General features: G+C 65.0%; 12 protein-coding genes and 1 pseudogene. 8 read left to right on the forward strand and 5 right to left on the reverse strand.

Annotated elements, in window-relative coordinates:
- Positions 1–239: 239 nt before the first annotated feature.
- Positions 240–641, reverse strand: a complete 402-nt coding sequence (locus AC0KTA_RS39975; protein WP_481056863.1) for a hypothetical protein — start codon at positions 639–641, stop codon at positions 240–242.
- Between the two features lie 369 nt (positions 642–1,010).
- On the opposite strand from AC0KTA_RS39975, the gene AC0KTA_RS39980 reads away from it, so the two are divergent.
- The gene (locus AC0KTA_RS39980; protein ID WP_481056864.1) at positions 1,011–1,196 is read left to right on the forward strand and encodes a hypothetical protein; all 186 of its coding nucleotides are present in this window, start codon (positions 1,011–1,013) and stop codon (positions 1,194–1,196) included.
- A gap of 821 nt (positions 1,197–2,017) precedes the next feature.
- Here the strand turns inward: AC0KTA_RS39980 and AC0KTA_RS39985 are convergent.
- Positions 2,018–2,449, reverse strand: a complete 432-nt coding sequence (locus AC0KTA_RS39985; RefSeq protein WP_481056865.1) for a hypothetical protein — start codon at positions 2,447–2,449, stop codon at positions 2,018–2,020.
- 645 nt (positions 2,450–3,094) lie between these two features.
- On the opposite strand from AC0KTA_RS39985, the gene AC0KTA_RS39990 reads away from it, so the two are divergent.
- Positions 3,095–4,003, forward strand: a complete 909-nt coding sequence (locus AC0KTA_RS39990; protein WP_481056866.1) for an ABC transporter ATP-binding protein — start codon at positions 3,095–3,097, stop codon at positions 4,001–4,003.
- Positions 4,000–4,869 (forward strand): hypothetical protein, encoded by an 870-nt coding sequence (locus tag AC0KTA_RS39995; protein WP_481056867.1) that lies wholly within the window; start codon positions 4,000–4,002, stop codon positions 4,867–4,869. Before AC0KTA_RS39990 ends, AC0KTA_RS39995 begins: the two co-directional genes overlap by 4 nt.
- 53 nt (positions 4,870–4,922) lie before the next feature.
- On the opposite strand, the gene AC0KTA_RS40000 is transcribed toward AC0KTA_RS39995, so the two are convergent.
- Positions 4,923–5,210 (reverse strand): helix-turn-helix domain-containing protein, encoded by a 288-nt coding sequence (locus AC0KTA_RS40000; RefSeq protein ID WP_481056868.1) that lies wholly within the window; start codon positions 5,208–5,210, stop codon positions 4,923–4,925.
- A 461-nt stretch (positions 5,211–5,671) separates the two neighbouring features.
- Here AC0KTA_RS40000 and AC0KTA_RS40005 point away from each other — a divergent pair, with 461 nt between their 5' ends.
- Entirely contained in the window at positions 5,672–6,397 is a 726-nt protein-coding gene (locus tag AC0KTA_RS40005) for a hypothetical protein (protein WP_481056869.1), read from the forward strand.
- A gap of 731 nt (positions 6,398–7,128) precedes the next feature.
- Here AC0KTA_RS40005 and AC0KTA_RS40010 read toward each other — a convergent pair.
- Together AC0KTA_RS40010 and AC0KTA_RS40015 are read right to left on the reverse strand one after the other, a co-directional pair.
- Positions 7,129–7,830, reverse strand: coding sequence for an MmyB family transcriptional regulator (locus tag AC0KTA_RS40010; RefSeq protein ID WP_481056870.1), 702 nt, complete (start codon positions 7,828–7,830; stop codon positions 7,129–7,131).
- Positions 7,831–9,629: 1,799 nt separating this feature from the next.
- Positions 9,630–10,070 (reverse strand): hypothetical protein, encoded by a 441-nt coding sequence (locus tag AC0KTA_RS40015; protein WP_481056871.1) that lies wholly within the window; start codon positions 10,068–10,070, stop codon positions 9,630–9,632.
- A gap of 272 nt (positions 10,071–10,342) precedes the next feature.
- Between AC0KTA_RS40015 and AC0KTA_RS40020 the strand changes: the two are divergent.
- From AC0KTA_RS40020 to AC0KTA_RS40035, 4 genes and pseudogenes are all read left to right on the forward strand, one after another.
- Positions 10,343–11,417 (forward strand): annotated as a pseudogene (locus AC0KTA_RS40020) (IS630 family transposase).
- Between the two features lie 329 nt (positions 11,418–11,746).
- Positions 11,747–12,601: a LexA family protein gene (locus tag AC0KTA_RS40025; protein WP_481056872.1), complete on the forward strand. Its 855-nt coding sequence runs from the start codon at positions 11,747–11,749 to the stop codon at positions 12,599–12,601.
- Positions 12,591–13,073, forward strand: coding sequence for a hypothetical protein (locus AC0KTA_RS40030; protein WP_481056873.1), 483 nt, complete (start codon positions 12,591–12,593; stop codon positions 13,071–13,073). Before AC0KTA_RS40025 ends, AC0KTA_RS40030 begins: the two co-directional genes overlap by 11 nt.
- Positions 13,074–13,145: 72 nt before the next feature.
- On the forward strand, positions 13,146–13,418 hold the full coding sequence (locus AC0KTA_RS40035) for a hypothetical protein (RefSeq protein WP_481056874.1): 273 nt from the start codon (positions 13,146–13,148) through the stop codon (positions 13,416–13,418).
- The last annotated feature ends 131 nt before the right edge of the window (positions 13,419–13,549 follow it).

Raw genomic sequence — 13,549 nt, forward strand, 5'->3', positions numbered from 1 at the left:
CCCGAACCACCTCTGACAATGGCGAAGAGCGATGCCGTCACCCCGGCACACCCATTGGTCCGTGATGCATCGGGCCAGCAACGGAGAGAGCGAGGCGTGAGTCCGTGCTCCAGCCGACGGAAGGCCGGGGCGCGATACCACAGAGCCCATCCCTGCTCGGCAGTCGCTGCATTCAACGGGCGACGATCTCCACAGACCTGCTGCCACCGCTGATCAGCCGGCTCAGGAACGGTCCGCCATCACGCCTCCATTCCCCTCACCAGCCCCGCCAGCTGTACTTGCACGTTCTTGAGTTGTTCATAGGCCTCGATCACGTCCTCATCAAATGACACCGGCCAGTTGACTTTGGCGCGCCAGGAGTAGGGCACCCCCTCCTCCTTCCATCTCAGATGGGTAACACGCCAAGAGTTGTAGTGCTCGATGAACGCCAGATATGAGTCCGGCACCTGGCCCCCCACCATGAGATGCGCCTTTGAGGACAGAAGCTTCTGGATCGCCTCATTTCGCGGCATGAACTCGTGATCGATCCAGAACAGCCAGAGATCCTGATCCTCCGGGCCGAGCGACCCGTCAGACGCGAAGATGTAGTCGCGGCCGAGTGTGCCAATAAAGTCCTGGAAAGCGGACCGCCCTTCCGTCACCAGAAAGAGGAGCGGACCGTAGAGCTGCTCGAGTTGGGCTTCTACGTAGGCGAGTCTCGCCTCGGACTGCCTTCACTGCGTGTCGGCTCGTGCTGAGAGCGCATGGTTGGCAATCCATCCGCCAGCTGCGACCACCGCAGCGATCAACGCGGCCAGAAATGTCGAGTCCATGCCATCAGATTGTGAGGCTCACGCTCAGGCGATCCACCCCGGCCACTCACAATGAAGCCAGGCCGGGCAACGATCTCCCCAACCCTCCCTCAGCCGCAGCGCAGAACCACTCAAGAACACCCCAATGTAGGCAAGAGTATGGCGGTCTGGAACGCCGACAACACAGTGAGCCTGAACGTCGCGGATACGCGCTACACCATGTCGCAGAAGGATTCCGACTACGCCTCGGACTACGCCCAGTACTGGACCAGCAGGGGACAGACGGCGCCGACCTTCGGTCTCAACCCAGGCAGCAAGGGGCCGGTGCACGGGGTCTTCCAGATCCCGACAGGGGAGAAGGCACGGCGACTTCGTACTTGGTCCGCATGCTCCATGCGGGCCTGACGGCGGGCGAGGTCGCGAGGGCCCGTGATGTGCTGAGCACCTTCATCCACAACTCGCATCCCCTCGCGGGGAAGCCCTGCGCGACGTACAGACCGCCTACTTCACGGTTCTGTGGTGCTTCGCTCTACGCCGGACGGCGCGCATCAAGGACGGTGGCACGGCAAGCCGACGCCTGCCGCTTCCTCGACCACATGATCCACGGGCAGGTGTCCTGCAGGGCCGAGAACCTCCCCGGATTACGCAGGAGCTGCAGCAGCAGCCGGGCGGAATCCACGGCAGCGAGTCGCTGCACGCCTTCACCGAGCTCCGGCGCGCCGTCCTGCGCCGCTGAGTTGTGCCAGTGAAGGTGGGTGGTGTCCAGTGCGGGAGAAACCCGAGGTAGGTCGCGCTGGAGGCAACGAGGAGACGCCCCTCCAGGCGTTCGCCGCCCTCGCTGAGGTGCGCCCATCACGGTCTCGTGGGCGGAGTGCCTGAAGGCCGGGGGGAGGCACGGGAAAGGTTCCCGGGACCACAGGAGCGATGCCCGGCCAGTCTGTACGCGTGAGACTGGTTTGCCTGACCAGGGCAGGAGGGGAGTCTCTACGGGCGCCGCTCGTTCTGAGCAGCTGACGCGCGCTCTGTGCCGTCTGGTTCGCTAGTGCTTGCGTCGTCTGCTGCGGATTCTCTTCCAGGGCGCGGGCTCGCCGGGCCTGAAGATATACGAGAGGGCAAGTCCCGCGATGCCGGCGCCGAGGACGATCATCATGTGGAATCCCTGGCTCATATCGGTGAAACGGGGGACGGGAGGGTGCGGCGGCCGGACGGGCCGGTCTCCAGTGCGGCTACCGAAGGAACTGAATGATCAGCTTGATGACTGTCTTGTGGCCCAGCTCGACGATGATGCGGACCGGGGTGTCCGCCTTGAGGGACTTGACCCACTCGACGAAGGCGGCGTAGCCCTCCTTGGCGGCGCGTGCCTTGGCGTACTCCTTCTTGAGCTTGGTCTTGATGTAGTTGACGATCTCCTGGGCGATGCGCTTGGTTTCCGGGGTGGTCTTCGCCGCCCCAGCCTTGGTGCTGCTCTGGCCCGCGGTTTGGTCGTGAGCGGCGAGCGTGATGGTGTTCACGTCTGCGGCGTTGGAGACGGCGCCGATGCGGACGGAGGATACGGCGGGGGTACGGGCGGCCTCGGTAGCCGAAGCCATCGGGGCGGCCACGCCGAGTGCGGCGGCCGCAGCGCCAGTCATGGCGGCTATGCGCAGCTTGTTACGCATGGAGAAGACTCCTCATCCTCGGCTCGTCGAAACAGCAGCCTCCCTGGGCGGGACGCCGTCGCGCAGGAGACTGCTGCCTGACCGGAACGGTCCGATCGACCGCTCAGGAGCCTTCCTGGTCACCCCGGTTGGCCGGTATTGGATCTTTGGGCATGGGCCGTTGGGGCAGGTGCGTGCCGGGGAGCTCATATCGGGAAGTGGCCGCCGTGGAAGGGCAGATTGGCCAGTCCGACGACGAGCATCACCGCGAGACCTATGAGGCCGTGGGGAAGTCAGGCTTCCTGCGGGCGACGAGGCACCACAGGCCCATCAAGATGACGGGGTCCAGCCGACTAAGCAGACGTACCAGGCTCTCTCGTCGTCACGGTGACTGCCTGAGCCGAGGAAGAAGATGCCGAAGGCGACGGCGGGGAATCCCTCCTGAAGTGCCCGCTGGTAGCGCTATTGGATCTTCGGGCATGGAACGGACGGACGATGCCCGAAGGTCTCATCGTGCCGCTTCCGCCACGCCCCTACGATGCCAATCTCGCCGGTTGCCCCCGGTGCTGAAGGGCTGGCGGAAGAGCAACGTTCCCCCACGGGACAGCGTCTGCGACCGCGGGCCGCAGAACTCGGCCTTCGCGAAGCCAAGGGAGAAGCTACCTCGTGGGTGAAGTACTGCTGGAGGCACGCCAGTTGTGTCACACGTTCGGCGAGAAGCAGGTGATCGACGACGTCTCGCTGACACTGCAAGCCGGGTGCGTGACCGGCTTCGTCGGGGCGAACGGGGCAGGCAAGACCACCACGCTCCGCGTCATGCTGGGCCTCCTCAACGGCGGGGGAACAACGCTCTACCTCGGGCGGCGGCTTGAGGAGTGGAATGCCCCCTCCCGCGTCGTCGGCGCGGTCTTCGGTGGGGTGGCCGGCCACCCCAAGCACACCGTCCGCGGGCACCTGCGCATGGTCGCGGCCGGCGCCGGTATGCCTGATACACGGGTGGAGGAGGTATTGGAGACCGTCGGCCTGGCCGAGGCCGCGAAGCTGCGTCTGTCGCAGTTGTCCTTAGGCATGGCACAACGTGTAGGGATCGCCCAGGCGACGCTCGGCAACCCGCCGGTGCTGATGCTGGACGAGCCCGCCAACGGCTTGGACCCGCACTCGATCCGCTGGCTGCGAGACTACCTGCGCCAGCTCACCGCGGAGGGTAAGGCCGTGCTGGTATCCAGTCATCTGCTGGCGGAGATGCAACAGCTCGCCGATCGGGTAACGGTCCTCTCGCGCGGCCGGATCGCCGCCGAAGGGGCCATGCAGGACATGCTCGACCGTGCCGGCAAGCAGACCGCCGTGAACGTGGAGACGCCGGACATCACCGGCCTGGAAACCCTCGTCGAGGCCCACGGTGGCAGGCTGCAGGCCACTGGCCCCTCAACCGCCACCGTCACTGGCCTGGACCGCCGCAAGGTCGGCTTCCTCGCCGCTCAGAACGGCGTTGTCCTGTATCTGCTGACGGAGAACACATCCTCCCTGGAGGACTTCTACCTCACGATCGCGGAAGAGGAGTTCAAGATCTCATGAGCACTGCGCCGGTGCCTGCCGCCGACCTCGTGAACGTGAGCCCCCGGGATGCGTTCAGGCGCGCCTGCCGCTTCGAACTCCGCCACCTGACCGGCTTGCGCTCCACCTGGATCCTGCTCGCCATCATCACACTGCTCTGCATCCCGTCCGGAGTCTTCGCGCTCTTCGAGGTGCACGAGAACACGCGCGTGGCTGCGACCGACCTCAGGTCCTCGCTCATGTGGTCTCCCGAAGCCACACAGCTCTGTTCCCTCGGGTTCTACCTGATGGTCATGGGTACGGGGCCGGTCTCGGCCGAGCTCGTCCGCGGAACCGCTCGCACCACCTGGCTCACGGCGGGCGGACGCTCCACCGCCTACTGGGCCAAGTGCGCTGTCGGCGCCGGTCTCGGCTGCTCGCTCGCTCTCGGCGGTGCACTGGTGGAGTCCTTCCTGACCGCGACCGCGATCGCTCTGAAGGGCGGCCAGCAGCCCCACTGGGGGGAGTTGGTCCTGCCCGTTGGGCGCCTGCTGCTCTGGGCGGCCTGCTGGATGATGCTGTGCACCGCCGTCTCTGCGCTGATCCGCAACCGTGTCGGCCCAATTCTGGTGCTGTGCCTGACGCCGTTGATCGGCGAGCGGGCCGTCGGCATGCTCCTGGGCCACGTTCCCGGAGTCGACCTGTCCGGGGCGCAGGACTGGCTACCCTTCGCAGCAGGTCGGGCCATGCTGGTCGATGTCGCGTCACTGCCCCCGGACGACCGCGGCATGGCATCCGTCTTCGTCGGCAGCGACCTCTCCGCCCTTCCGGCCTCCGTGGCCTTCTGTGCCTTCACCGCCCTCGTGGTGGCCGTCGGCCACGCCGTCTATTGCCGACGCTCTGCCTGACACGACCATCGGTGGCGGCCCGCCCGCACCGTCTGCGGGCGGAGTCTCCTCGTTCACGCGGGCCATGCCCCGAGAGCCGCGCAGGGCCCGCCATCGGCGTCGATGGCGTGATGATAGGCGTATGCAAAGATGGCCGCCTCCGTACGGCTCGTCACGCAGATCTTCACCATGATGCTGGTCAGGTGGGCCTTGACGGTGCGCTCGGCGATGCCGAGACGCTTACCTATCTCACGGTTCGGTGCCGCATGGCCAAGGAGAAGAAGAACCTGGCGTTCGCGGGGCGTGAGGCTGGTGATGGCACTGGGTTCTCCTGGTGTGGGGAGCCCTGACGCCCGGCGCACAGCGTGCCACGATATGGATGTTTCGACATCGTTTGTCGGTTCTCGCAAAGCAGCTTTACCCTTCCCCGTAACTCTTCTCAGCTGGACTGCTTTAGCCGACTATCCCCTTGCCGCTTCTGGTCGGATAAGCGCGGGGATTTGGCTCTACCTTGATTTGTGCGGCCAACCCCCCTTGGGGACTGGCCAGTCGGCGGCTATGCGGAAGGCCCGGTCTCAACCGCCAAGCGAGTACTTTACACGCGGTTTGAGTCGCGTCACCGAACGTAACTCTACTTTCGGCCAGCCCACTTGAGAACTGGCCGATTAATTTCACGCACCAGGTGAGCACAATAAAACCCGGGCGCGATCGTTCTCTGAGGCGGTGCCCAAAAGTCCCATGCTCGAAGGTCCAATACCCGATACCACACCCGCTCCTTAGGGTCACAGGCTCAAGCACGTGATCTCAACGAAGAGGAGCAGAAATGCATCGCGCTTCCACCCTGCGGGGTCTCACCTCGGCAGCGATCGCCAGCGCGGCAGCGGTCGCGGTACTCGCCCCGGCCGCCTCTGCCTTGGAGGCCGCCCCCAGCCCGGAGAGGCCGGCCACCGTCACGGCCGCACCCGCCGATGCCCAGGCCAAGCTCACTGTCAACGGCTACCGGAACTGGCTGCAGCACACCCAGACCCCCGAGGCCGCCAAGACCCTCAAGGCGTTCAAGACGCTTTCCCCGGCCAAGCAGGCCAAGTTCGTCTCCTATCTCCAAAACCGAGGCGTCTACAAGGCATTCACAGCCGACACGAAGGGCAGCAGCCGCTTCAACCGCGAAGTCCCGTACAACAAGCACGTCTCCTTCGTCCGCGACGTCTCCATCTCCCGCACCAAGAACGCCGCGCGCGTCGTATTCACGATGACGGAAAAGATCTACGGAATCCCCGTCACTAGCGAACAGGTCTGGCTCAAGTACCAGACCAAGAAGGGCAAGTTCATCAAGTTGACCGGCTCCGGTGCCAAGGCCACCAACACCAACGCTGCAATCCGGATCGTGCCCACAGGCGCTAAGGGGCACGACCTCGGCAGCTACGCGAGCTCCGCCGTCACGTGGAACGCCGCGCCGCAGTACGCCGGCTTCGGCAAGGCCCTGGCCAAGAAGCAACAGGTGACCGCGGGCGTCGGCAGCTCCTGGAAGGCTTCTCTTCGCAACAAGTGACCGGCGCGTGCCTCTCCCGCTCGTTCCCGCTCCTCGTGCGGGCAGCTGGGCCCAGCGCCGCCTCCGCATCACTTCTTGACCCCACCCTCCCACACACAGTCCCCAATCCCCCTCGGGTCCTTTGCAGCACCACACGCCAAACGGCAGATCGCGCGACATGGGCAGCCTCACCGGCAGGGCGGTCGATATCAACAGGGAAGGCTTTCCCTGGTATCAACGCGCCAAAGATTGACAATCGGCAACCTGCGCCAACGAGGCCCATATCAGTGTCGGGACGGCGCCATTGAGCGTTCGAGGACGGCTTGCAGCGGCGCTGCCTCGTTCATTGCAACAGACCGGAGGGCGGGATCCTTCACTCAACGTCGCCGGTTCCGCGCGTTCGTCACGGGTGAATCAGGCCACCGGGTAGCCGGCGCCGGCAGGTGCGCTGGAACTGACCCAGTACGCCTGAGTCGGGGTAAGCCAGAACCCCTGGCTTACCCCGGCTCAGGCCGGGGACCTCACAAGTGCCATACCGTGTGGCATCTGCCATGACTGCGTGACACGGGTGCTCACAGGCGCTGACACCGCAGTCGGTTCCATGTCTTCTGCTAGGGGCTGACGATATCTCTCCGCGGAATGCCTGCATTGCCGATCAGGCCCGGATAGAGGTGAGCGTAGGAGTCTACGGGGCGAAGGGCTATCGATCTGCAGCCCGTCTCCGAGAGGAAAAAGCTCGACAGTACCGTTACTTATCGCAGACTGGCGCGTTGACGTCCTTGGACCAGATCCTCTTCTGCCCGGAACAGCATTAGGAACAGGCGCAGTTCCGGTGAACGCAGTGGCATGCTGGCATGAATGCTGACTCTGCCAGGGCCCAACTCTGTATGACATATCGGCTGCTCATCGCCGTCCGGATGGATATAGCCGGCAGGCACCTCCCTGTAGAGGCCCCGCGTAAGCGGGTCGGCCAGGCAGAGATCCTTCAAGTGCAGGAGTGTCGGATCATTCTCGTGCTGGGCCAAGGCTGCGCGAACTTGAGGCACTATGACCGGCGCCCAGGAGTTCTCCCAATCCATCAGAACCCTTTCACGGGCGTCGCCGGAAAACAGTATCCACCCTAGAGTGTTAACCGGCACTTGCCGGTTCGGAAATAGTCTCGCGAAAGGCTCGTTGTACGCAAGCAAATTTCCGGCATAATCGCAGATATACGCCATGGATGTAAACGCCTCTACGACTTCCGTCAAGCGGCGTGATACTACCTCATCGCTTTCCCTGTTGAGCGAGAACGGAACCCGTTCCCCGTGAGCGTAACCATAGAGCGCGCTCCATTCCTGCTCGGTTAGCCCGAGAATAGTGGCAACGGAATGAAGATAGGTCGGGGAGGGGTTATCCAGAACTCCTCGTTCAAGTCTTCCGTAGGTACCCGGAGATCGGAAGGTCAGCAGATCCATGTGGGACTGCGAGAGGCCTGGCGACTTCCTCCCCCTGGGGTCGCCTCGAGTGAAGCCCATGCTTTCGGGGTCTATCAGAGCCCTCCGTTGACTGAGCATCTGCTGAATAGCCTCGTTGTCCATTATGCACCGTTCTCACAGAATATATGCACTTGTGAACCATTTTTAATGGGCGAAGGAATCGCCTGCAAAGAGGCGTCGCGAAAACACTATGGTGCAGCTCTAAGATCGGCGAAGGGGTCCCTGTCCGCTCGCGCGTCGCCGTTAGCGCGCCCGCGATGTACACCAGGGCCACAAGGGTGTCCTGAGGATCGCTCCTCAGGAACGTGAGGTTCATGAGGAGCGCACGGGGAAGCGCTCCAGAGCGGGCGGGAAGACCAGCGCGGGTCAAGACCGACGCCGACCGGCACCCGGCGGAGCTGCCCCGTGGATGAGGCTCGGCTGGTCAAGTGGCCGGATGGGGGGGCCGAGGAGACCAGCACGCCAGTCGACGCTACCCGACAAACCGCGGAGACATGGCCACGGTCGCGAGTCGCCAGCCCCAGCAGCACAGCCGGGTGATCGGCCAGCCGAGCCTCCTCGCCCCGCCGTTGCCGAGACGACAGCTCACCATGCTGCGTGAGCAGGAAGAGGCACGGCAGCGCTATGTGCCGAGGTCCCTGGACGGGAATGGAGTACCGGGCCTGGGGCGATGCCGCGCTGCTCCAGACCCGGCCGGCCGGCGGTGCATCGGCCGGCGCCGACCTGTACGGCTCCACCCCACTGCACACCTTGCGGTGGAACAGGGCGTGGCCGATGCCATCGCGGTACTGCCAGAACACGTAACGGAGGCCGCCTGCTGGACGAGGAGGAACACACCGCCCTCTGGCACGCGGCCTGCCGCCTGGACGAGAACGGCATCCGCGTGCTGATTGATGCTGGCACCCACGTCTGGACGTCGCAGTCCGGGGCCTGGCCCCCTGGCTGGTACCGCTGGTCACGACGCTTGTCGCCAACTGCCGGGTGCGGCTGCACTTCCGGACGAGGACGTTGCTGTCTTCCAGGCTACGGACGCACTCTCATCCAAGCTTTCGGCGACAAGCACCTGTATACCAAGGCCTCGGTATCGCCGTCGTCCGCGGCCTGGACGTCGACGAGCTCACCCGGAGACTCAATGCCGACCCCTCGGGCATTCGCGGCGCCGACGCGGTGGACACCCCCAGGGTGACCACGAGGCCGTGGCCGAGGTACCCGGCACGCCCGGCGGCTGCGCTGTCGCACAGGACCGGTACCTGCCGGGCGACAGCGCCGTGCGCACCACGATATCGACCAAGACCGCGGCTACGGGGTGTACTCCCCCCCCCCATGGGCGGCACCCACTGCTGCCTCGCCCGCGACGGCCAAAGCCATCCTCTACGAGGAGATCGTGCTGGCGCCGGACGAGACCAACCCGCCCGCCGACTGCCGCCTTCGCCTCTGGCCGCGCGGTACACCCACCCCACGCTGTGCAGTCAGCCTCGCCTGCGCCTGCTCAGCGGCCAGGCTGCGTATCGACGGAGGCCGCGCCGCCGTTCAGCGAAGCGCCCCTCAACGCTGGGCGGAGCTCCCGCCGGAACTCCGCCGTTGAAAGAGGACAGGCCCCTCGCCCGGTGACGCTGCCCCCCGGCGCTGCCCCATGCCCCGGTCGTTGGGCAGCGATCCGGGCACAGGTGATGTCCCGCTACCAGCACCTGAAGAGGTCCTGGACCCGGCCCAATGGCCCGTACCGCTCACAGGCACGTTTCGCCACAAGTCACCGGTTGGGGCGCAGCGTATGCCGTCTATGAACCGTCGTCGAGGTCACACCCGCGTTCTCCTGCGTTCTGCTCGATACGGGCCATCACTCCCCTCACCGCAAGGAGACGGTCTTCGTGTATTCGGAGGTTCTTCGCGGCCCGCTCTGCCATCTCGGTGTGATATTTCACGTTACTCTCGGCCAAGATTACAGATTGCATGTTCTCGTGATGGCTTTGCGAAAGGCGCTGCAACTCGATATAGGTTGCCAGGTCGTCAGCTTCTATTTTCAGCGCAGTCAAGGTGTCACCGAAAGCGCCGTCCACGTGAGGAGCTCCGGAGGTCACAGGGCCGCTAAGGGTCCGTGCTTCTTCCTGTGCGGTCAGCAAGTCAGAATGCTCGGAAACCGAAAGGCCAAGGAGTCCATCTTTTTTCACAACGACGTGAAACCTGTTCCAGAATACCCTGATCGTGCAGTACTGGGTCATCTCTGTTCCTGAGGGTTGCGGTGTCGGTAGATTCGGGGGCAGATAGGACAACGTCCGCCGACGCGGGATGTCGGCGCGGAGAAGATGAAACGGTATCAAGCAGAAGATACGCAGAGAGCAATATCGGCCAGGGTATCCGTCAGCTCGGACGGACTGTCCCGGGCGTTGGCCGCTACGGCAGGCCGGAATGCCCCCTGGCAGCGGGCCACTCCGCTACTGATCCTTTCGCTTCGGGGTGACGGTGTTCATGGCGGTGGGTGTATCCCGGTGCCATGCGGTATCCCGATGGGGGCGGCCTGACCGCGATCGAGCGGGTCCGGCGGGAACGGGTGCGGTTCCAGGCTGCCGAGATGTTCGCGGCGGGGATGAAGCCGCCGCAGGTCGCGCGGGCTTTACGTGTCTCGCGGAAGTCCGCCTATGCCTGGCACGCCGACTGGCGGGCTGGCGGGATCAAGGCCCTGCGTTCCAAAGGGCCGTCGGGTGTGGAGTCACGGATGAAGCCGTCCTGGCGGGCCTGGCTGGCCAGAGCCCTGGAGCAGGGGCCGGCGGTGCACGGGTGGAGTGAGGATCAGCGGTGGACGCTGGCCCGGATCTCGGTGCTGGTCGCGCGCCGCTTCCATGTCCGCTTCAGCCAGTCCCAACTGTCCCGGATTCTGCGGCAGATGGGCTTCTCGGTTCAGGTTCCGTGCACCGGGCGGCCGAGCGTGATGACGAACGGGTGGCTGCGTGGTGGCGAGAGACCTGGCCGCGCGTGGAAAGAAGGTGAGGGAGCAGGGTGCGTGGCTGGTCTTCGAGGACGAGTCGGGACAGTCCCTCCGGCCGCCCAAGGCCCGCACCTGGTCCCGGATCGGGATGTCGCCCATCGTGCGGGTGTCGGGCAAGGGGTCGGGAAAGGTGTCGCTGGTCGGCCTGGTCTGCGCGAAGCCGGGCGTGCGGACCCGGTTGATCTTCCGGATGCTGGTGCATCACTCCGGTCGCCGCGGTGAGAAGCGTGGCTTTCGGGAGCGGGACTTCGCCGCGCTGCTGGACGCCGCCCGTGAGCAGCTGGGCGGACGCATCGTGCTGCTGTGGGACAACTCCAGTCATCACAAAGACGCGTTGATGCTCGAGTTGCTGACGGCCCGAGCCTCGTGGCTGACCGCCTTTTGCTTCCCGCCGTACACACCGGATCTGAACCCGACGGAAGGCGTGTGGGCGAACCTCAAGAACGACCTGGGCAACCTCGCCGCCTGCACCGTCGACCAGCTCGCTGACCTGACCCGGACTCGCCTCAAGCGCATGCAGTACCGGCCCGACCTGCTCGACGGATTCATGGCCGAGACCGGTCTCACCCTGGCCCCACCATGACGTCACCCCAAAGCGAAAACATCAGTAGCGAATGCGATCGTCCAACCCATGGCCTGGGCGAGCATGGTCGGTGCGGGCCCAGCATAGGTCCGGGCCGCCGTATTCCCCGTCGTGGCGATGTCCTCCTCTGAACTGACCGCCCCACCGGGCTATCGCACAATCTGCGCGACCGCCTGGCCGGTGTGAGCACGGCGGTCGCCAGCTGCCCATGACTGGAGAGGGCAGGAGAGGCTTGTTTCCGGACGAATCCAGAAGGCCTGGTACGTCACGAACAGCTCGCCACCGCACCCGGACACGGCGCGGCCGCGCACCGCCGTCGGCTGCTGCAGTTGTCCCGGCTCATCGCGGCCCACCCTTACTGGCAGACCCCCGCAGGCACCCCTGCCGCCCGGGTCGCACTCAAGGAGACGGCCCGCGCGCAGACGGGGCGGGCCCTGACGCTCACCGACCGCCAGGCGCGCATCGTGCGCAGCGCCCGCGAGTGGGTGGCCACGCACGGGGAGGCGCCCACCATGCGCGATCTCGCCCAAGCCGCAGGCCTGAACTCGACATCGTCGGTCCACTACCAGCTGCACCGGCCGCGCAAGCAGGGCATCCTCGTCGAGACCCGCGGCGCCGCAGCAGTGTGCGCTGCCCCCGCTGCGAACACTGACGGGCAGCGGGCACTGTATGATCTTGATGTAACTCCGGCGCAGGACACGGGAGTTGAGTTACTCCAAGATCAAGAAAACACGATAGTGACCTGCAAGCCCCTAGGCGGCAGAGGTCGCCCGCAGACCATATCGCCTAAAGGACCTTGGAGTCTTCGTCCTGATCAGACTCGGCGCGACACCGAGGTCGCATCACGTCTGTGCGGCAGGCGAGGTTGCCCTTCGGTGTGGCCGTCTGGGAGTGCCGCTCCGGCGGACATCAGCCCCTGGGCGGAGGCTCAGCATGCGGCACCCATGCCCGTCATCGCAGGCACCACCTCATGGTCTGGATCATCTGGCCAGTATCCGACCTCATATCGCCCTGAAGGGCATAGACCTTCCGTCCCATGCCCAAAGATCCAATGGTGGCACCCCCGCGCCGCAGGAAGGATTTCCCCCGCCCTCCCAGAACTCCTGGGAGGACTACGACCGTTCGTGTGTCCCTGCGCGAACAGCCGTACCCAGTCATGTGAAGGGGGTACCCATGCGCAATAAAATGCGCATAGCCGCCGCGTCCATAGCCACTGCTGTCGCCCTCGGCGTCGCCGCGCCGATGGCCGCGGCCGTTGAGCATTCCCGCACCCCGGCCATCTCCTCGGTCCAGACCGCCGGAAGCACCACACCCGCCAACATCGGCACCTTCACCGGTGCGGTACAGGGCTCTTCAGCTGCCACAGGCGCCGTCTCCGGCACGGTGCAGGGCGCTTCGACCGCTCCCGGCCCTGCTGGAGTCGCCTCCGGTGAGGTCCAGCAAAAGGGCATCGGATCGTCGGCCGGCCGTGCCATCATCAAGCTGATCAAGAAGGCTGGCAAGGGGACTTACAAGGCCGCGAAGAAGGCCGCCCGCGGCGGAGTCAAGAAATTCAAGAAGTGGGCCAGTGGCCTCTCATGGAGGGATCCCATCAAGTGGGCCGTCAAGGTGGCTAGCACCGAGGTCATCGTCTGGGTGATCAAGCATCTGGTCTGACCGCTGAACATATCTGATGGGGCGCCGGAACTCTTCCGGCGCCCCAGTGCGCGTTGCGAGAGGAATCGGAGCATGGAGAACTACGTCGCCACCCGCGAGACTCCCAAAGCAGAGATAGCTATGAGGGGCACCGCAGCAGCCTCCGTAGCTGCTGCCGCCATCTTGATGGCTCAAGGAGATATCTCTCTGGGATGGCTCGTGTACGGAATCGGCTGGATTCCCCTGATCATGGCCATCGTCTGGGGCGCCTATTCCGAGCGCGATCCGTGGGTCGGAGCGAAGTACTTGACCAGCATCAGCGGCCTAAGCGGCATCGTCTTTGCGTTCAATTTCGGCTGGTCATAGGCACTCGCCCCCAGCTCGCAGATTCCCTTTCGGCCAGTGAGCCTGTTCCAAGCTGACGGTGCTGGCCGTGAGTTGGGCGTCCTGCGCCACGACGAAGCTCCTGGCAGACGGTTCTCAACCAAGATCACCCG

It is taken from the genome of Streptomyces sp. Y309 (genome assembly GCF_056712025.1).

Excerpts from the sequence above, each read along its gene's own strand:
- AC0KTA_RS40030 (WP_481056873.1), top strand. The coding sequence starts at position 12,591 with ATGCGCAATAAAATGCGCATAGCCGCCGCGTCCATAGCCACTGCTGTC.
- AC0KTA_RS40015 (WP_481056871.1), bottom strand. The coding sequence starts at position 10,070 with ATGACCCAGTACTGCACGATCAGGGTATTCTGGAACAGGTTTCACGTC.
- AC0KTA_RS39980 (WP_481056864.1), top strand. The coding sequence starts at position 1,011 with ATGTCGCAGAAGGATTCCGACTACGCCTCGGACTACGCCCAGTACTGG.
- AC0KTA_RS40005 (WP_481056869.1), top strand. The coding sequence starts at position 5,672 with ATGCATCGCGCTTCCACCCTGCGGGGTCTCACCTCGGCAGCGATCGCC.
- AC0KTA_RS40035 (WP_481056874.1), top strand. The coding sequence starts at position 13,146 with ATGGAGAACTACGTCGCCACCCGCGAGACTCCCAAAGCAGAGATAGCT.
- AC0KTA_RS40010 (WP_481056870.1), bottom strand. The coding sequence starts at position 7,830 with ATGGATCTGCTGACCTTCCGATCTCCGGGTACCTACGGAAGACTTGAA.
- AC0KTA_RS39985 (WP_481056865.1), bottom strand. The coding sequence starts at position 2,449 with ATGCGTAACAAGCTGCGCATAGCCGCCATGACTGGCGCTGCGGCCGCC.
- AC0KTA_RS39995 (WP_481056867.1), top strand. The coding sequence starts at position 4,000 with ATGAGCACTGCGCCGGTGCCTGCCGCCGACCTCGTGAACGTGAGCCCC.